Source organism: Agrobacterium sp. MCAB5 (assembly GCF_052114365.1).
GTDB classification, from domain to species: Bacteria; Pseudomonadota; Alphaproteobacteria; order Rhizobiales; family Rhizobiaceae; genus Agrobacterium; species Agrobacterium tumefaciens.
The window spans coordinates 133,727-150,990 of record NZ_JBFREP010000005.1; the positions used below are offsets into that span (position 1 = coordinate 133,727).

The following is a 17,264-nucleotide window of genomic DNA, read 5'->3' on the forward strand; positions in this document are numbered from 1 at the left end:
AATCATAACGTAACGTTATTTGCTTGCCGTTGAGGGAGCGGGAACTTCGGAGTCCTGCTTGCAGCCAGTCAGCCATACGTCGTAGATCGGGTGCTCGACGGCATTGAGGCCGGGGCTGTCGGCGAACATCCAGCCAGTGAAAATCCGCTTTATCTTGCGGTCGAGAGTAATTTCATCCACCTCGATGAAAGCATCGATCTTCTGGGCTTCCGTCTGGTCGCGCGAGTAACAGACCTTAGGCGTCACCTGGAGCGCGCCGAACTGAACCGTTTCGTCGATATAGACATCGAAAGACGTAATGCGGCCGGTGATCTTGTCGATGCCGGAAAACACTGCCACGCGGTTTTCAAGACGGGCGGCGGAGACGGGCGATACGAGGATGACAGCAGAGATCGCTGCAAACAGCGAGACTGTCAGCGCACGCAAAGAACGATCCCGCGTGAATATCCTCATACGATATGTCTCCAAAAAATTGCCTGTGTCGGGACGACGACCGGATCAACGCGTAAGGGCGGAATGTGGCAAAAACCGGTGAGGTCGTGTGCCAAGCGCGGCGTTTTGCACAACACCGCGCATCGCAATGCTCATTTTTCCCCTGCTCAGTTGCCGGGGGTCCAGGCGTCGTAGTCGCCGGTTACGCGTGGACGCTCGCCTGCGACCGCCAGCGATCCCTGTGGGCGATAGGCCTTGGATGTGCCGGTAAGGTTGGCCTGATGCGCCTTCTGCCATTCCCGGGGAACGTATGTTTCCTGGGTCGGCGGCACGTCGGTGCGGTAGTGCATCCAGCCATGCCAGCCGGGCGGAATGGCCGAAGCTTCAGCATAACCGTTATAGATCACCCAACGGCGCGGCATGCCCCAGGAGGTGGTGCCGCCTTCGTAATAGGTGTTGCCCAACTCGTCCTGTCCGACCTTCTTGCCGAAACGCCAGGTGTGAAACCGCGTTCCGATCGTCTGGCCGTTCCACCAGGTGAAGATTTGCGTCAGGAGAGTCTTCATTATGCGTTCCTCGGGCTTGAATGCGCCGCAGCGATTTTCCGTGCACGGCACAAGACAAGCTTATGCCGCCCCTCACGGCGATTGTCCAGTATTTCCCGATATATCCGCGCTATTTCAGCTTCATCCTGAAACCGAAATGCCGCTTCTCGAAACCCAGCCGCTCGTAAAAGCGATGGGCATCGAGCCTCGCCACGTTGGAGGTGAGCTGCACGGCTTTCATGCCCTTGGCGCGCGCTTCATCAAGGCAATAGTTGATCATGACCGCACCGATGCCACGGCCGCGCATGTCGGGCCGCGTCTGCACCGCTTCAATCACCATGGATTTGGCGCCGCGCCCGATAAGCTTGGTCAGGATGGCCGTCTGGAAAGTGCCGACGATCTCGCCGTCCAGTTCCGCCACGTAAAGCGTCTCGGTGGGGGACGCCTCGATATCGCGGAAGGCTGCGAGATAGTCCGGCAGCGCCGATTCGTCGGCCGTATCGCCGTGGCCTCCGATTTCGTCAGCGGCATAGATGGCCGCGAGTGCGGGAACATCCTCTTGCCGTGCCGCGCGGATTATCAGCGTATCTAATGTCGCATTCATCGTTTCAGGCTCTTTTCCATGACGATACCGGGAAAACCATCGATACCCGCCATGCGCTCGATTCGGTCAACCTCGCTAAATCCGACGCCTTCATAAAAGGCTATTGCGACAGTATTTTTGGGCTCCACTTCCAGACGCATGATTTCCGCATCCGGAAAGCAGGTTTCAAGCTCGGCGAAGAGATCGCGGCCGACCCCCTGACGCTGGAATTCGGGCCCGACATAAAGCTGGTGCAACAGGGCTGTCTTGCTCATCTTCGCAGACATGGAAGCATAAGCCATACCGCCGATCTGCCGGCCATTATCGGCCACCAGAAATTCGCCGCCCTTTTTCTCGATGCGGTCCTTCATGGCCTGTGGCGAATGCCATGCGGCAATCAGCTCCTTCACCTTGTCTGCGCCGTAGATCGCGTCATAGGTCGCATGCCAGGTGGTAGCCAGAAGCGCCCGGACCGGCTCGATATCGCGCTGGCTTGCCGTGCGTATAAAAAACATGATGTTTGCTCCGTCTCGAAACAGAAATGCCGGGCGTGATCCCGGCATAAATCAATGTCAGTCCCAGTGCTCGACGTCATCCTCGGGCTTATGCCGAGAATGACGGACGAGAACTTGCTACTTCAATGCCATTGTACCGGCACGGGAAGCAGCGTCCGCTTACTCGTCCTCGATGCCGAGCTTGGCCTTCACCAGCGCCTGCACGGCCTGCGGGTTGGCCTTGCCGCCCGTCGCCTTCATGACCTGGCCGACGAACCAGCCGGCAAGCGCCGGCTTCGCCTTCACCTTCTCGACCTGATCTGGGTTGGCGGCGATGATCTCGTCCACGGCCTTTTCGATGGCGCCGGTATCCGTCACCTGCTTCATGCCGCGCGTCTCGACGATTTCGGCCGGGTTGCCGCCCTCGTTCCAGACGATTTCGAACACATCCTTGGCGATCTTGCCGGAAATGGTCTCTGCCTTGATGAGATCGATAATGCCGCCCAGCTGTTCGGGAGAAACCGGCGTCGTCTCGATGTCCTTGCCTGACTTGTTCAGCGCACCGAGAAGATCGTTGATGACCCAGTTGGCGGCGGCCTTCGGGTCGCGGCCGGCAGCAACCGCCTCGTAATAATCGGCGATGGCCTTTTCCGAAACGAGGATCGAGGCGTCGTAGACCGACAGGCCAAGATCGGCGACGAAACGGGCCTTCTTGTCATCAGGCAGTTCCGGCAGATCGACCTTCAGCGCCTGGACGAAAGCATCGTCGAATTCGAGCGGCAGCAGGTCCGGATCAGGGAAATAGCGATAGTCATGCGCGTCTTCCTTGGAGCGCATGGAACGCGTCTCGCCCTTGCCGGGATCGAACAGGCGAGTTTCCTGATCGATGACACCGCCGTCTTCGAGAATGGCGATCTGGCGGCGCGCCTCATATTCGATGGCCTGGCCGACGAAGCGGATGGAGTTGACGTTCTTGATCTCGCAGCGTGTGCCGAAACCTTCGCCGGGACGGCGCACGGAGACGTTGACGTCGGCGCGCATCGAGCCTTCGTCCATGTTGCCGTCGCAGGTGCCGAGATAACGCACGATGGACCGCAGCTTGGTGAGATAGGCCTTTGCCTCATCCGACGAGCGCATGTCGGGCTTGGAGACGATTTCCATCAGCGCCACGCCCGAACGGTTCAGGTCCACGAAGGACATGGTCGGGTGCTGGTCGTGCATGGACTTGCCGGCGTCCTGCTCCAGATGCAGGCGCTCGATGCCGATCTCGATATCCTCGAAGTTGCCCTGACGGTCCGGACCGAGTGAAATCGTGATGATGCCCTCACCGACGATCGGGTCCTTGAACTGCGAAATCTGGTAGCCCTGCGGCAAATCCGGATAGAAGTAGTTTTTGCGGTCGAAGATCGAACGGTTGTTGATCTTGGCCTTCAGGCCGAGACCGGTGCGCACGGCCTGCTTGACGCATTCCTCGTTGATGACGGGAAGCATGCCGGGCATGGCGGCGTCCACCAGCGACACGTTGGAGTTCGGCGCATTGCCGAAAGTGGTCGAAGCGCCGGAAAACAGCTTGGAATTGGAGAGAACCTGCGCATGCACCTCCAGGCCGATCACGATTTCCCAATCGCCGGTGGCGCCGGGAATGAAGCGTTTCGGGTCGGGGGTGCGCACGTCTACAAGGGTCATATGAAGCTCACGATATACGGGTTCTTTGGCCTTGGTGGGTAGAACAAATGGAGCGCGGGCGCAAGACATCTTGCACCCTGTCGCGCCAGGCACCGGATTTTCGCCGAAACCGGATACGCGTTTTTTAAGGTTCTCAGTTTCAATTCACGTCATGACCATGATCGCTCTCTGCTTCATGACCTATATCGCCTTCAATCTTTTCGTCTTTCTTGTCTATTGGTGGGACAAGGAGGCGGCTAGAAACGGTGGCTGGCGCATTCGGGAAAGTACTCTGTTATTGCTTGCTTTTATTGGCGGCAGCATGGGCGCAGTCTCGGCTCAACGCCTGCTGCGGCACAAAACCCGCAAGGAACCCTTCCGCAGCATCCTGATATCCATCGTAATTTTACAGGTGGGCCTTGTCGCGTCCCTCGCCATCATGCCGGACTGGCCGATACGGCTTGTAACCGGCTTGCAGACGCTCTCTCAGAACCCCGGCCCATAAAGGCCACTCTCGACCTCGACCAGCTGCTTTTGCAGGCCGACGGATTGCACGTCGCGATCAAGCTTCGGCGCATAGGAGACGGAGAGCCAGTGGACGCTGTAACCGTGATGACGGAAAAAGGCGACCGCCGGTTCGTTCTGCGCATGGGTTTCAAGCCGGATGGTTTCGAAATCACGTTGCAATATCTGCCGTTCGATATCCGCAAGCAGGAGGCTGCCTATGCCCCTGCGCTGAAAATCCGGATCGATCCAGAAATCGGAAATCGCCTCGTTAAAATGTTCCCGTGCCGCCCATCCGGCAACCGCGCCGCCGAACTCCGCCACGCGGATGGCACGCCAGGACGAGCGGGTGAAATTGGAAAAGGCACTGGCGGCGTTATCGTAAAGCGTCGTGGTAATGCCGAGCGCCGTTGTGGCCTGCCGCCATGCCCTGAGGCCGATGGCCGCCAGAACCTCCGCTTCCTGCTCCTGCGCATTGCGAATGACGATCAAGCCGCGCCCTCCATGGCCCAACGAAGTAAAGCACCGGCGGTGCGATTCGGCCAGTGCGGTTTCCACACCGCCCTGGCCGCCGGGTCGGGTGATGCCCCGTGGGGCTTGACCGCGCAGGTCTCCCCCGCTAACCAAAAAGAGCAAACAAGGAGCTTTTATGTTCGCTCAATCGGAGTCCCGGTAACGGCCCTGCCCGCAAGTTTCTTGCGCGCCGGGCCATGATGAAACCGACCTGGATGCCTTAACGGCACCCGGACTTGTTTTCATGCGTCTAGAAGACGCCGACCGGATTTCCGACAATGGACATTTCCCGCGCCGAACAGCGCATTCTTCACCTGCTCGCCCAGGGCGGCAGCATCGAACTCGTTCGAGACGACCATCACAAAATCGAAAAACTCGCGCTCTATACGCGCGACGGCTGGATTTTCAGCGGCCTCGATCTCCTCACCTTCCGCAAACTGAAACGGAAGAGAGCCATCGCCTCGTCAGGCGGCAAGCCTTACCGCATCACGACGCGTGGCTTGGAACTCGTACGGGGTGAGCTGGACAATCGATAAAAACAAACGGGCGGCACTTGATGCCGCCCGTGACAATTATAGAGCTTTTGTTCAGCCGCTTACCACCACTTGGCAGGCGTGAACTTGCCGGCAGCCTGCTCGATGGCATGCGCCGTCTTGAAGAGCGTCTCTTCTTCGAAAGGCTTGCCGATGAGCTGCAAGCCGAGCGGCAGGCCCTTGCCGTCCAGGCCGGCAGGCACCGAGAGGCCGGGAAGACCGGCCATGTTGACCGTGATGGTGAAGACGTCCTGGAGGTACATCTTCACGGGATCGGAAGCGAGTTCCTCATCACCGACAGCGAAGGCGGAAGACGGGGTAATCGGCGCCAGAATGGCGTCGACGCCCTCATGGAAGACGTTTTCGAAATCGCGCTTGATCAGCGTGCGGACCTTTTGCGCCTTCAGGTAATAGGCGTCGTAATAACCGGCTGAAAGCACGTAGGTGCCGACCATGATACGGCGCTGCACTTCCTTGCCGAAACCGGCTGCACGGCTCTTCTCGTACATGTCGGCAATGTCCTTGCCGTCGACGCGCAGGCCGTAACGTACGCCGTCATAACGAGCGAGGTTGGACGAAGCTTCCGCGGGCGCGACGATGTAATAGGCAGGAAGCGCGTATTTGGTGTGCGGCAGCGAGATATCGACCACTTCGGCACCGGCATCGCGCAGCCATTCGACGCCCTTTGCCCAGAGCTTTTCGATTTCTTCCGGCATGCCATCGACGCGATATTCCCTGGGGATACCGATCTTCAGGCCCTTGAGCGACTGGCCGATGGCCTTTTCGTAATCCGGCACCGGCAGGTCGACGGAGGTCGTATCCTTTGCGTCAACGCTCGCCATCGTCTTCAACAGGATAGCGGCGTCGCGCACGTCACGTGCGATCGGGCCGGCCTGATCGAGCGAGGAAGCATAAGCAACGATGCCGTAACGCGAGCAACGGCCATAAGTAGGCTTGATGCCGACGGTGCCGGTAAAGGCCGCTGGCTGGCGGATGGAGCCGCCGGTGTCGGTTGCCGTGGCGCCGGCGCACAGATGCGCGGCAACGGCTGCGGCCGAACCGCCGGAGGAGCCACCGGGCACGAGCTTCTGCTCCGAGCCGTTGGCGCGCCAGGGGTTGATGGCCGGACCGTACCAGGAGCTTTCGTTGGACGAGCCCATGGCGAACTCGTCCATGTTGAGCTTGCCGAGCATGACGGCGCCCTGGTCCCAAAGGTTCTGGGTGACGGTCGATTCGTATTTCGGCTTGAAGCCATCGAGAACATGCGAACACGCCTGAGTGTGCACGTCACGTGTGGCGAAAAGGTCCTTCACGCCGAGCGGAACGCCTTCCAGCTCGCCCGCCGCGCCTGCGGCGATGCGGCCATCGGAGCCTTTCGCCATGTCGCGCGCCTTTTCAGGCGTCAAGGCAACATAGGCGTTCAGCGCGCCGTTGGCGGCGTCGATGGCGGCAATATAGGCGTCGGTCAGCTCGAGGGCGGAAAACTCTTTCGCCTTGAGCTTTTCGCGGGCTTCGGCAATGGTCAGGCTCGTCAGGTCGGTCATGGTCGGCAACGGCTTTCGAAATCTTGAAAAAATCGGGCGGCAAACGGCGGTCGGATTACTCGACCACTTTCGGAACCATGAAGAAGTCCCGGTCGGTAGCAGGCGCATTGGCGACGATGTCTTCCGCCTTGTTGCCGTCGGTCACGACGTCGGCACGCTTTTTCATATCCACGGGGGTAACGGAGGTCATCGGCTCGACGCCGTCAACATTCACTTCCGAAAGCTGCTCCACGAAACCGAGTATGCCGTTCAACTGGCCAAGCATATTTTGTGCTTCGTCTTCAGTAACAGCGATACGGGCAAGGCGCGCAACGCGCTTTACGGTGGCGAGATCGACGGACATGGTTCTACTCCGGTCAGAATTTTCCTAACCGCTATAATCACCATGTCCGCCATTCGCAACGGTAGAAAGCATGTCGCGTAAAACTGTGTAGCGGTTTTGCTGTAGCGACATGCGTCAGCAAAATGTCAGAAGGACAGTATTTCGCCCGGCTTCGGCGTGTGGACGCGCGCATCCGAGCCTTCCATGCCGGCCACGAACTTCTCCGGCGTCTGGTCAACGATCGGGAAGGAACCGTAGTGGCAGGGAATGACGTTGGCGAATTTGAAAAAGCGCTGGCAGGCGAGTGCAGCCACCGCACCACCCATCGTGAAGCGGTCGCCGATTGGCACGAGACCGATATCCGGCTGGTGCAATTCGTTGATGAGCTTCATGTCGGAGAAAATATCCGTATCGCCCATATGATAGACGGCCGGACCGTCTTCGAAATGCAGCATCAGTCCATTGGCGTTGCCGAGTGAATGGGAAACGCCATCCTCCGTGATCTGGGCGGACGAATGCAGCGCATTGGTAAAGGTTACGGAAAAACCGTCGAAATGTACCGTGCCGCCAGTATTACCCATATCGACCTTCGCCACGCCCTTGGTGGAAAGCCAAGCGGCGAGATCGGCATTGGCAAGCACTGTCGCGCCCGTTTCGCGAGCAAGCTGGACGGTATCCCCCACATGATCGCCGTGGCCGTGGGTCAGGAGAATATGGGTGATGCCTTCAGCCGCGCTTTTCGCATCCTGTCCGGCAAAACCGGGATTGCCGGTGAAAAACGGATCGATAAGGATCTTCGCGCTGCCGTTTTCAAGGCGGAAGGCGGAATGGCCGAGCCAGGTGATTTTCATGGGAAGTTCTCCTTTGTATTGCCCGTATATTATGACATAGGACGGCTTGAACAACCGCACTACCGATATTTCAGAGAGGCGACAATGGCCGCGGATAATGACGATTACGTGTATGACGAGGCGACCGGCGAATGGCGGCCTGCGTCCGAGCTGGCCGCAGAAGCTTCGCGCGCGAACGAAGTGCGCGATGCGGCAGGCAACGTGCTTGCGGATGGTGACCAGGTAACGCTGATCAAGGATCTGAAGGTCAAAGGCACCAATACTGTCATCAAGCAGGGCACTGTCATCAAATCGATCCGCCTGACCGGAAATCCGGAAGAAATCGATTGCAGGCACGAGACGGTCAAGGGTCTGGTGCTGCGCACCGAATTCGTCCGCAAAAGATAAGGGACAGCGCACGACATGGCGATACTTACCATCGAGGAGCTCGCGGAAACGCTTCAGCCGGCACAGGCGATTGCGGGCCTCGACCTTGGGACGAAAACCATCGGACTTGCCATGTCGGACCTGTCGCGGCGCTTCGCCACGCCGCGCCCCGTCATCAAACGGGTCAAATTCACTCGGGATGCCGAGGTGCTGCTGGCCTTTGCCGAAAAGGAAAAGGTATCCGCTTTCATCATCGGCCTGCCCATAAACATGGATGGATCGGCCGGACCACGCGCGCAGGCAACACGCGCCTTCGTTCGTACCATGGGGGAAAAAACCGCCCTGCCCTTCATTTTCTGGGATGAACGGCTTTCAACGGTCGCCGCCGAACGTGTGCTTCTGGAAATGGATGTCTCTCGCGCCAAACGGGCCGAACGCATCGATTCGGCAGCCGCAAGCTTCATTCTTCAGGGCGCGCTGGACAGGCTTTCGGCACTCGCCCGCGCAACGGGCTGACGTCCCTGCCACCAATTGGCAATCTGTTTTCGCTTGCGGAAAGCAAGGATCGCAAAAACGATCAGGCTGTCGACCGCTATGGCGCGCGCGACCAGCGGCGGCAGGCTTTCCGGCGGCAGGCCGAGGATATTGCCGTAAATCTGGAATACCAGATCATGCGTCTGGCGCGTCAGCATGAAGAAGCCGAAGCTCAAGTCGTAATAGGATAGCCAGTACCAGCTGCCGAGCAATGCAACGGGACCGGCCCAGAGGATCAAAAACCACTTCATGCAGTCTGCTCCCGCGTGAAAATCGTATCGGGAATGCCAGCAAGCACCGCCCAGCGCACCAGAGCCATCAGGCAAAGGTTAAACGCTGGCGCGTCAATATCCAACGGCAGCATAGCAAAAAACGTCATCATGACGCCCAAAGCTGTCCAGCGGCTCACTTGCGGCTCCCTTATACGCAGTCATTGCGCATGGTTAACATTTTGTTAATGCACACTGGACCGGTAACCATGGCTAAGCAAATGAAAGCTGTCGGTATGGTTAACGGTGGCGGGTCCGGCTGTGGAAAACACCCCTCACGAAGCCAACGGCATGCGATGCCGCAAGGTTGCCGGACCGCTGAAAACATGGTTGATTTTTCGTCAAATAACGGCCGATTTTGTTGAGGCGACCATCTCGCCCGGCTCGTTACGCCGCGCTCAGCCGTAAACGCCGCGCACCAGTCTTTTGACGGCGGTTGCAATCTTGTCCCAGTCCTTGTCCGACTTCAACGGCACGCCGGCGAACTGGCCGCTGGTGGCGGCGGAAATCACGAGATGCTGGATGGCGGCGAACAACACGGCATTGACGGCTGCGGTATCTACGCCCTTGGGTGCTGCCAGCGATCCGCGCATGCGCTCCAGCCATTTGCCGAGCGATTTGGCACGGGCTTCGGCAAGCTGCCTGACCTGCGGCGAGCCATCCGACACTTCCCAGGCAATGATCTTGCAGACGAGAGGATCGCTGCGCAGCGCATCCATGAAATAAAGCGCCAGCTTTTCCATGAGATCGCCATAGGTCAACAGGAACATGCCGCCGGTATCTTCAGGAATACGGTCCTTCACCCAGGATCCGAGATCCTCGCCGATCGCCTCGATCAACCCTTCCAGACCGCCGAAATAACGGTAGATCAGCTGCTTGTCGCATCCGGCGCGGCGGGCAACGGCATTGATGCCAAAACCCTGAAAGCCCTCTTCGGCCAGAAGCGACCGGGCTGCCTCAAAAATCGCCTTCTCGGTCGCGGCGCGATCCTTGATGCGCTTTTCCGGCTTGTCGGCTGAAATCACCTCTGCGGTCGCCAGCATGCTTCCCTACCCGTCTTTTAAAAGGCCTGACCCAACGGGTTAACAAAGCATGAAGACGAGGACAATGCAGCGCAGCGGCTGGGGAGAAGGTTCCTGTGGATGAATGAAGATCGAGGACCCGTACCCCGCAAATAATCACTCCAGCGCCATTCCAAACCACACGGTGCCTGGTGTGTCGTGGGTTTCGAGACGTTTGAAGCCGCGGGTTTCCCAAAAGCGAATACCCGCCTGGTTGCGCTCGCTGGCGCCGAGGTGGATGCCGTAGACGTTGTTTTGTCTCGCCATATCCAGCCAGCGCGACAAAAGCCGCGTGCCGCCGCCCTTGCCCTGTGTGCGTGGCAGAAGGTTCAGGTGGATATGGGCCGGAAACGGATCGGTCAGCCAGGTTGGCGTATGGCGCGGGTGGTGGATGAAATGTGCACGGCGCTGATCGGCGTCCCATGTTTGCTGGTCGCCAACGGGGTCGGGATAAAGGGCGCGAAGATGCGGCCACCACTCACGCTCCAGCCGCTCATCATGCAAGGCGGTATCGAGCGCGCCGGCGATGTAACCGCAGACACCCTCTTCGTCTTCCGCCACAAAAACGGCATCGGGCCACAGATGCAGATAAGGCACGGAATAGATATGCCCCACCATGCGGCCATCGCGATAAAGCGGGGTGGCATCCTGCCCGGCATCGCCGGTGGCAAGACTGATGGCGTAGAGCGCCTCTTCATCTTCAGGACGGGCGGAGCGGAAGGTCAGCATCTGCTATCGACCTCCATCTCCATGCGCGCGCACGCGCCCAACGACCTAAAGACAGAAATACGCCCCACTCCAACGCCTTTTCTCAAATCCGATACCCCTCCCACAGGGACAGCAACAACAGCCTTCCACCCTTTATCGGTCAGGACGCGGGCGGATACAATAAATCGATTATATAATTCGGATCAAAGCGAGAATCGAGCATGCCGTAAGTATGTCGCCAACCACCCGCCAGACGGGTTTCGAGGAAGGCGTCTGCGATCTTGCCGGCGCCGAGCCGGCAAAGCTCGGCGGCAGCGGCAGCGAGTGCGAATTGCTCCACCAGCAGGCGGGCAGCACCCTCATCGCGTTCGGCAAGCGCGATTGCGGCGCGCAGCACATCCGTGGTCTTTTTGCCGGCGGGTCCGAGATCGCGCTCCAGCGTCTGGAAAACGAGATCGAACAGATCCTTGCCGCGCTGAAGAACACGCAGCACATCCAGCGCCATGACGTTGCCGGAGCCTTCCCAGATGGCATTGACCGGCGCTTCGCGGTAGTGGCGGGCAATCGGCCGTTCTTCCACATATCCGTTGCCGCCAAGGCACTCCATCGCCTCGTAAATCAACGCCGGCGCGATCTTGCAGCACCAGTATTTCACAATCGGCGTCATCACCCGCGCATAGGCCGCCTCGGCGGCATTGTTGCGGGCGGCATCGAATGCCGATGCCAGCCGGAAGGAGAGTGCCGTCGCGGCTGCGACATCCAGCGCCATATCGGCGAGAACGCGCGTCATGATCGGCTGGCTGACCAGCGTCTTGCCGAAGACGGAACGGCCGCGTGCGAAATGCACGGCTTCGGCGAGCGAAGCGCGCATCATGCCTGATGATGCCAAAGCGCAGTCGAGCCGCGTCAGCGTCACCATGTCGAGAATGGTGCGCACACCGCTGCCGGGTTCACCCAGAAGATAACCGAAAGCATCGGTGAACTCGACTTCGGCGGAGGCATTGGAGCGGTTGCCGAGCTTGTCCTTCAGGCGCTGGAAATGCAGGCCGTTGGCGGAACCGTCTTCCAGATAACGCGGCACCAGGAAACAGCCCATGCCGTCGCCCATCTGCGCCAGCATGACGAAACCGTCGCTCATCGGCGCGGACAAGAACCATTTGTGGCCGGACAGGCGATAGATGCCCTCGCCCACCCGCTCCGCCGTGCTGCGGTTGGCGCGCACATCCGTGCCGCCCTGTTTTTCCGTCATGCCCATGCCGACGGTGACGGCGGTTTTCTGCAAGGCCGGCTTCTGCGAGGAATCATATTTCCGCGACAGTATCTTCGGCACCCATTCCTTCTGCACACGCGACGAGGTCATGATGGCGGCAACGGAGGCGCTGGTCATGGTCAAGGGGCACAGATGCCCGGCCTCGAGCTGCGAGGTCAGATAAAATTTGGTGGCGCGCGCCTTGTGTTCATTGCCGCGCGTCTCAGCCGCATTTTCCCAGACGCTGGAATGAAGACCCGATGACATGGAACGGCGCATCAGTGCGTGCCATGCGGGATGGAACTCAACCTGATCGAGACGTTCCCCGCGCGGGCCATGCGTGTGCAGCTGCGGCACGCCCTGATTGGCCATGCGCGCCAGTTCCTGCGCTTCGTGCGAGGTGACGTAACGGCCGAGCTGGTCGAACTCGTCCCTCAGATTGCGTGACAGGCCGGATGTGAGGTCGACGATCAGCGGATCGGAACGATAGGCATTGATACCGGACCATAGGCTAGGCTGGTTTAGTTCGGCGAGCGATTCTTCTGTCCGGTTCATGCCTGTCATTCGCATCCTTCTATCGGGATTCGTGCTTTATTGCGTGTATATGCCAAAACCCGGCTTATCGCATGCTTGCCCGCAAAGCCACCTGTCTTTATAGACCCGTTGACTATTGCGACCCGGAGGACAATTTCCATGGTCTATTTTCCCCACCGCCATCTCCTCGGCATAAAGGGGCTTTCCCATCAGGATATAACCCTGCTTCTCGACAAGGCCGACGAAGCGGTGAAAATCAGCCGTCAGCGCGAGAAAAAAACCTCGACGCTTCGGGGCCTCACGCAGATCAACCTGTTCTTCGAAGCTTCGACCCGGACACAATCCTCCTTCGAACTTGCCGGAAAACGGCTTGGCGCCGATGTGATGAACATGTCGGTCAGCAATTCCTCGGTGAAGAAGGGCGAAACGCTGATCGACACGGCGATGACGCTGAACGCCATGCGCCCCGATGTGCTGATCGTGCGTCACTCCTCTGCCGGTGCCGCAGCCCTTCTCGCGCAGAAGGTTGCCTGCTCCGTGGTCAATGCCGGCGACGGCCAGCATGAACACCCGACGCAGGCCCTTCTCGACGCGCTGACCATTCGCCGCGCCAAGGGTGATCTTTCGGGAATAACGGTGGCGATCTGCGGCGACGTACTGCATTCGCGCGTTGCCCGCTCCAACATCATCCTGCTCAACCAGATGGGCGCGCGCGTGCGCGTCGTGGCTCCCGCGACGCTTCTTCCCTCCGGAATTCGCGACATGAGTGTCGAGGTCTTCCATGACATGAAGGAAGGCCTGAAGAACGCCGATGTGGTGATGATGCTGCGCCTGCAGCGCGAGCGCATGTCCGGCTCCTTCGTGCCTTCGGTGCGCGAATATTTCCACTATTACGGTCTCGATGCCGAAAAGTTGAAGGCCGCGAAAGAAGATGCGCTGGTCATGCATCCCGGCCCGATGAACCGTGGCGTGGAAATCTCATCCGAAGTGGCTGATGGTCCGCAGAGCGTCATCGAAAGCCAGGTGGAAATGGGGGTTGCCGTGCGCATGGCTGTCATGGAAACCCTGCTTGTCTCGCAAAATCAGGGTGAGCGCGTATGAGTGCCGTGACCGTTCTCAAAAACCTTCGCATCGTTGATCCCTCCCGCAATCTGGACGAGGTGGGCAGCATCGTCATCGGTGCCGATGGCACGATCCTCGCCTCCGGCGGGCAGGCACACAACCAGGGTGTGCCCGAGGGTGCGACGGTTCGCGACTGCAAGGGGCTGCTGGCCGTTCCCGGTCTGGTGGATGCCCGCGTCTTTGTCGGTGAGCCGGGTGGCGAACACCGTGAAACCATCGAATCCGCATCGCGCGCGGCAGCGGCCGGCGGCGTCACCAGCATCATCGTCATGCCGGACACCGACCCCGTTATCGACGACATTGCGCTGGTCGAATATGTAAAAAAGGCGGCACGCGACAAGGCGCTCGTCAATGTGCATCCCGCTGCAGCCCTGACCAAGGGCCTCAACGGCGAGGAAATGACCGAGATCGGCATGCTGAAGGAAGCCGGTGCGGTTGCCTTCACCAATGGCCGCAGGGCGCTTTCCGACACGCTGGTGCTGCGCCGCGCCATGACCTATGCGCGCGAATTGGGTGCGGTGATTGCACTTGAGACCCGCGACAAATATATCGGCGGCGGCGACATGAACGAGGGGCTTTTCGCAAGCTGGCTCGGTCTGTCCGGAATCCCCAAGGAAGCCGAGATCATTCCGCTGGAGCGCGACCTGCGCATTGCCGGTCTGACGCAAGCGATCTATCACGCCGCCAAGATTTCCGTGCCGGAATCGGCAGAAGCGATCCGTCTTGCCCGGCAGCGGGGCGTCAAGGCGACCTGCGGCATCTCGATCAACCATCTGACGCTGAACGAGAACGATATCGGCGAATACCGTACCTTCTTCAAGCTCTCACCTCCCTTGCGCGCGGAAGACGACCGCAAGGCCATGGTCGAGGCGCTGAAGGATGGCACGATCGACATCATCGTTTCGTCGCACGACCCGCAGGACGTGGACACCAAGCGCCTGCCCTTTTCGGATGCGGCAAGCGGTGCGGTGGGGCTGGAAACCATGCTGGCGGCGGCGCTTCGCCTTCACCATAGCGGCGAGGTTCCGCTGATGCGGCTGATCGATGCGCTTTCCACCCGCCCGGCGAAAATCTTCGGACTGGATGCGGGAACGCTTAAAGCCGGCGCGAAGGCTGATATCACGCTGATCGACCTGGACGAGCCTTGGCTGGTTGCGAGAGATCAACTGGTGTCGAAATCCAAGAATACGCCGTTCGAGGATGCCCGTTTCAGCGGCCGCGCTGTCGCCACTTATGTGGCTGGCAAAGCGGTTCATTCCTTGGCATAAGATCACGGGCATGGGATCACGCTGGCGCGCGACGAGAGGGAACGTTGAATGAGTGCTTTGACTGACTGGCAGACGGCGCCTGCCCTTCTCGCGCTTGCGGCGCTGATTGGCTATCTATTCGGCTCGATACCCTTCGGCCTGCTTCTTACCCGCATGGCGGGGCTGGGCGATGTGCGCAAGATTGGTTCCGGCAATATTGGCGCCACCAATGTGCTGCGCACCGGCAACAAGAAGCTCGCCGCAGCGACATTGCTGCTCGATGCGCTGAAGGGCACCGCCGCAGTGCTCGTCGCCAATGCGCTCTGGGGTTACGAGGCGTCGCTGGTTGCCGGTTTCTTTGCCTTTCTCGGCCATCTGTTTCCGGTGTGGCTCGGTTTCAAGGGCGGCAAGGGCGTGGCGACCTATATCGGCGTGCTTTTAGGCGCTGCCCCCCTGATGATGCTGGCTTTTGCGCTGATCTGGCTCGCAACCGCGTTCATCACCCGGTATTCCTCGCTGTCGGCGCTGGTTGCCATGCTTGTGATCCCGGTCGCCCTATGGATAGTCGGGCCTGAAAAGACGGCGCTTCTGGTAACGTTGCTGAGCGTGATTTCCTGGTGGAAACACCGGGAAAACATCGCACGGCTTCTGGCCGGCACGGAAAGCAGGATCGGGCAAAAGGGCTAAGGCCAGCTTTAGGGATACGTCATGCCGCATGAGGAAACGACACGGCAGGGCATAGAGCTTTCCGCGCGGCAGCGGGTCGCATGGCTTCGGCTGATCCGCAGCGACAATATTGGCCCCGTCACCTTCCGCGAACTCATCAATCATTTTGGCAGCGCTGAAAAAGCGCTCTCTGCCCTGCCCGAGCTTTCAAGGCGCGGCGGTTCATTGCGCAGCCCGCGCATTGCCACACAGGCGGAAGCGGAAGGCGAAATCGAAACGGCTGAAAGATTCGGCGCTCGCTTCGTCGGCATCGGTGAGCCGGACTATCCGCCTGCCCTGCGACAGCTCGACGGCGCGCCGCCACTGATCGCCATGAAGGGATCAGCATCCACCGCAACAAGACCTTGCGTCGGCATCGTCGGATCACGCAACGCCTCCATCAACGGCGCGAAATTCGCCGCGATGCTGGCGCGCGATTGCGGTCGTGCGGGCTATACGATCGCATCCGGGCTGGCGCGCGGCATCGATGCGGCAGCGCACCGGGCAAGCCTTGCAACCGGCACGGTGGCCATGCTGGCGGGCGGTCTCGACCGTCCCTACCCGCAGGAAAATTTCGGGCTTTTGCAGGACATCTACGAACAGGGCGGCGCGACGATTAGCGAAATGCCCTTCGGCTGGGAGCCACGCGCTCGGGATTTCCCCCGCCGCAACCGGCTGATATCGGGCGTCTCGCTCGGCGTCGTCATAGTGGAAGCGGCAGAACGATCCGGTTCGCTGATCACGGCGCGGCTTGCCGGCGAAGCGGGCCGGCTGGTTTTCGCCGTGCCAGGCTCCCCACTCGATGCACGCTGCGAAGGCACCAACCGGCTGATCAAGGAAGGCGCGATGCTGACCACGGGGGCGGCCGATATTCTCGATGCGCTACGACCGCTGATGGAACCGCAATTGCCCTATGACCGCAAGGTCGAGGAACCACGACCCGATGAGGAAATGTCACCGCCCGGAGATGACGAGCGCAGCATCGTTGCCGCCGCTCTCGGGCACTCGCCCGTCGAAACGGACGATATCATTCGCCACACGGGTTTTTCCGCGGCCACGGTTCACATGGTGCTGCTGGAACTCGATATTGCAGGGCGGTCAAACCGGCACGCCGGGGGGCGGGTTTCGCTCCTCGCGGATTGAAAGCTTGCGCCGCCCGCTCTGGATATCGCCGACTTCCACATAGGCCATTTCAATCAGATAGCACAGCATGTCGGCGCCCTCGCGATTGGCGACGAGCCTCAGTTCCGCGAGCATCTGGCGAATGTAAGCCAAGTTCTCTCTGGTCCCTTCATTATCGGCATTATTGTTTGTTGCGTTCGGGACCATATATCTATCCTGGAATTTCAACCTGAAACAAAGATCATTACGTCAATTCAAATCATGTTGGTCACTATAACAAATTTACCAAAGATTGCAATACAACGACAGATTATCCATAGGTTGCAATTGCCTTGGAGCGATAAAATCGGGCTTGCCTCTT

23 protein-coding genes are annotated in these 17,264 nt (G+C 59.6%); 8 read left to right on the forward strand and 15 right to left on the reverse strand.

The genetic code is table 11. From position 1 onward, the window contains the following. Positions 1-15: 15 nt before the first annotated feature. From AB4Z23_RS13820 to gatB, 5 genes are all read right to left on the reverse strand, one after another. Positions 16-453, reverse strand: a complete 438-nt coding sequence (locus tag AB4Z23_RS13820; protein ID WP_003512756.1) for a DUF2155 domain-containing protein — start codon at positions 451-453, stop codon at positions 16-18. A gap of 146 nt (positions 454-599) precedes the next feature. Continuing rightward, on the reverse strand, positions 600-998 hold the full coding sequence (locus tag AB4Z23_RS13825) for an NADH:ubiquinone oxidoreductase subunit NDUFA12 (protein WP_003512753.1): 399 nt from the start codon (positions 996-998) through the stop codon (positions 600-602). Between the two features lie 109 nt (positions 999-1,107). Then, entirely contained in the window at positions 1,108-1,581 is a 474-nt protein-coding gene (locus AB4Z23_RS13830) for a GNAT family N-acetyltransferase (RefSeq protein WP_112152854.1), read from the reverse strand. Further along, positions 1,578-2,075 (reverse strand): GNAT family N-acetyltransferase, encoded by a 498-nt coding sequence (locus AB4Z23_RS13835; protein ID WP_025593289.1) that lies wholly within the window; start codon positions 2,073-2,075, stop codon positions 1,578-1,580. The genes AB4Z23_RS13830 and AB4Z23_RS13835 overlap by 4 nt, the downstream gene beginning before the upstream one ends. Positions 2,076-2,234: 159 nt before the next feature. Beyond that, entirely contained in the window at positions 2,235-3,740 is a 1,506-nt protein-coding gene (gene gatB, locus AB4Z23_RS13840) for an Asp-tRNA(Asn)/Glu-tRNA(Gln) amidotransferase subunit GatB (RefSeq protein ID WP_112152853.1), read from the reverse strand. Positions 3,741-3,891: 151 nt separating this feature from the next. On the opposite strand from gatB, the gene AB4Z23_RS13845 reads away from it, so the two are divergent. Further along, positions 3,892-4,224, forward strand: coding sequence for a DUF1294 domain-containing protein (locus AB4Z23_RS13845; RefSeq protein WP_173992534.1), 333 nt, complete (start codon positions 3,892-3,894; stop codon positions 4,222-4,224). On the opposite strand, the gene AB4Z23_RS13850 is transcribed toward AB4Z23_RS13845, so the two are convergent. After that, entirely contained in the window at positions 4,206-4,715 is a 510-nt protein-coding gene (locus AB4Z23_RS13850) for a GNAT family N-acetyltransferase (RefSeq protein WP_041694376.1), read from the reverse strand. The genes AB4Z23_RS13845 and AB4Z23_RS13850 overlap by 19 nt on opposite strands. A gap of 299 nt (positions 4,716-5,014) precedes the next feature. Between AB4Z23_RS13850 and AB4Z23_RS13855 the strand changes: the two genes are divergently transcribed. After that, complete coding sequence (locus tag AB4Z23_RS13855; protein ID WP_003512746.1) at positions 5,015-5,272, forward strand: YjhX family toxin; 258 nt, start codon at positions 5,015-5,017, stop codon at positions 5,270-5,272. Positions 5,273-5,331: 59 nt separating this feature from the next. Here AB4Z23_RS13855 and gatA read toward each other — a convergent pair whose 3' ends face one another. From gatA to AB4Z23_RS13870, 3 genes are all read right to left on the reverse strand, one after another. Then, on the reverse strand, positions 5,332-6,813 hold the full coding sequence (gene gatA / locus AB4Z23_RS13860; RefSeq protein WP_421476409.1) for an Asp-tRNA(Asn)/Glu-tRNA(Gln) amidotransferase subunit GatA: 1,482 nt from the start codon (positions 6,811-6,813) through the stop codon (positions 5,332-5,334). 55 nt (positions 6,814-6,868) lie between these two features. Beyond that, entirely contained in the window at positions 6,869-7,156 is a 288-nt protein-coding gene (gatC, locus tag AB4Z23_RS13865; protein ID WP_003512734.1) for an Asp-tRNA(Asn)/Glu-tRNA(Gln) amidotransferase subunit GatC, read from the reverse strand. 125 nt (positions 7,157-7,281) lie between these two features. Next, positions 7,282-7,986, reverse strand: coding sequence for a metal-dependent hydrolase (locus AB4Z23_RS13870; protein WP_003512733.1), 705 nt, complete (start codon positions 7,984-7,986; stop codon positions 7,282-7,284). Between the two features lie 84 nt (positions 7,987-8,070). Here AB4Z23_RS13870 and AB4Z23_RS13875 point away from each other — a divergent pair, with 84 nt between their 5' ends. Then, positions 8,071-8,373, forward strand: coding sequence for an alkylphosphonate utilization protein (locus tag AB4Z23_RS13875; protein WP_025593281.1), 303 nt, complete (start codon positions 8,071-8,073; stop codon positions 8,371-8,373). A gap of 15 nt (positions 8,374-8,388) precedes the next feature. Continuing rightward, complete coding sequence (gene ruvX, locus AB4Z23_RS13880; RefSeq protein ID WP_003512731.1) at positions 8,389-8,868, forward strand: Holliday junction resolvase RuvX; 480 nt, start codon at positions 8,389-8,391, stop codon at positions 8,866-8,868. Here the strand turns inward: ruvX and AB4Z23_RS13885 are convergent. The 5 genes from AB4Z23_RS13885 to AB4Z23_RS13905 all read right to left on the reverse strand — a co-directional run bounded on the left by AB4Z23_RS13885 (position 8,820) and on the right by AB4Z23_RS13905 (position 12,737). After that, positions 8,820-9,137: a DUF6105 family protein gene (locus AB4Z23_RS13885; protein WP_003512730.1), complete on the reverse strand. Its 318-nt coding sequence runs from the start codon at positions 9,135-9,137 to the stop codon at positions 8,820-8,822. The genes ruvX and AB4Z23_RS13885 overlap by 49 nt on opposite strands. Continuing rightward, positions 9,134-9,295: a hypothetical protein gene (locus AB4Z23_RS13890; RefSeq protein WP_013635969.1), complete on the reverse strand. Its 162-nt coding sequence runs from the start codon at positions 9,293-9,295 to the stop codon at positions 9,134-9,136. The genes AB4Z23_RS13885 and AB4Z23_RS13890 overlap by 4 nt, the downstream gene beginning before the upstream one ends. 258 nt (positions 9,296-9,553) lie before the next feature. Beyond that, a complete protein-coding gene (locus AB4Z23_RS13895; RefSeq protein ID WP_003512728.1) occupies positions 9,554-10,198 on the reverse strand; it encodes a TetR/AcrR family transcriptional regulator in 645 nt (214 codons plus the stop codon). Positions 10,199-10,333: 135 nt separating this feature from the next. Further along, a complete protein-coding gene (locus AB4Z23_RS13900; RefSeq protein ID WP_003512727.1) occupies positions 10,334-10,945 on the reverse strand; it encodes a GNAT family N-acetyltransferase in 612 nt (203 codons plus the stop codon). 139 nt (positions 10,946-11,084) lie between these two features. Further along, positions 11,085-12,737 carry an acyl-CoA dehydrogenase family protein gene (locus AB4Z23_RS13905; RefSeq protein WP_025593276.1) on the reverse strand — a complete coding sequence of 551 codons (1,653 nt, stop codon included), beginning with the start codon at positions 12,735-12,737 and terminating at the stop codon, positions 11,085-11,087. A 129-nt stretch (positions 12,738-12,866) separates the two neighbouring features. Between AB4Z23_RS13905 and AB4Z23_RS13910 the strand changes: the two genes are divergently transcribed. Genes AB4Z23_RS13910 through dprA form a run of 4 tightly spaced genes read left to right on the forward strand, consistent with a single transcriptional unit; the run spans position 12,867 to position 16,924 of the window. Continuing rightward, positions 12,867-13,808 (forward strand): aspartate carbamoyltransferase catalytic subunit, encoded by a 942-nt coding sequence (locus AB4Z23_RS13910; RefSeq protein WP_003512724.1) that lies wholly within the window; start codon positions 12,867-12,869, stop codon positions 13,806-13,808. Further along, positions 13,805-15,097, forward strand: coding sequence for a dihydroorotase (locus AB4Z23_RS13915; RefSeq protein ID WP_065657978.1), 1,293 nt, complete (start codon positions 13,805-13,807; stop codon positions 15,095-15,097). The genes AB4Z23_RS13910 and AB4Z23_RS13915 overlap by 4 nt, the downstream gene beginning before the upstream one ends. A gap of 48 nt (positions 15,098-15,145) precedes the next feature. Beyond that, a complete protein-coding gene (plsY, locus tag AB4Z23_RS13920; RefSeq protein ID WP_003512722.1) occupies positions 15,146-15,763 on the forward strand; it encodes a glycerol-3-phosphate 1-O-acyltransferase PlsY in 618 nt (205 codons plus the stop codon). 21 nt (positions 15,764-15,784) lie between these two features. Beyond that, complete coding sequence (gene dprA / locus AB4Z23_RS13925; protein WP_441360286.1) at positions 15,785-16,924, forward strand: DNA-processing protein DprA; 1,140 nt, start codon at positions 15,785-15,787, stop codon at positions 16,922-16,924. Here the strand turns inward: dprA and AB4Z23_RS13930 are convergent. Next, on the reverse strand, positions 16,880-17,110 hold the full coding sequence (locus AB4Z23_RS13930) for a hypothetical protein (protein ID WP_019565491.1): 231 nt from the start codon (positions 17,108-17,110) through the stop codon (positions 16,880-16,882). The two genes, dprA and AB4Z23_RS13930, sit on opposite strands and share 45 nt — an antisense overlap. Between the last annotated feature and the right edge of the window lie 154 nt (positions 17,111-17,264).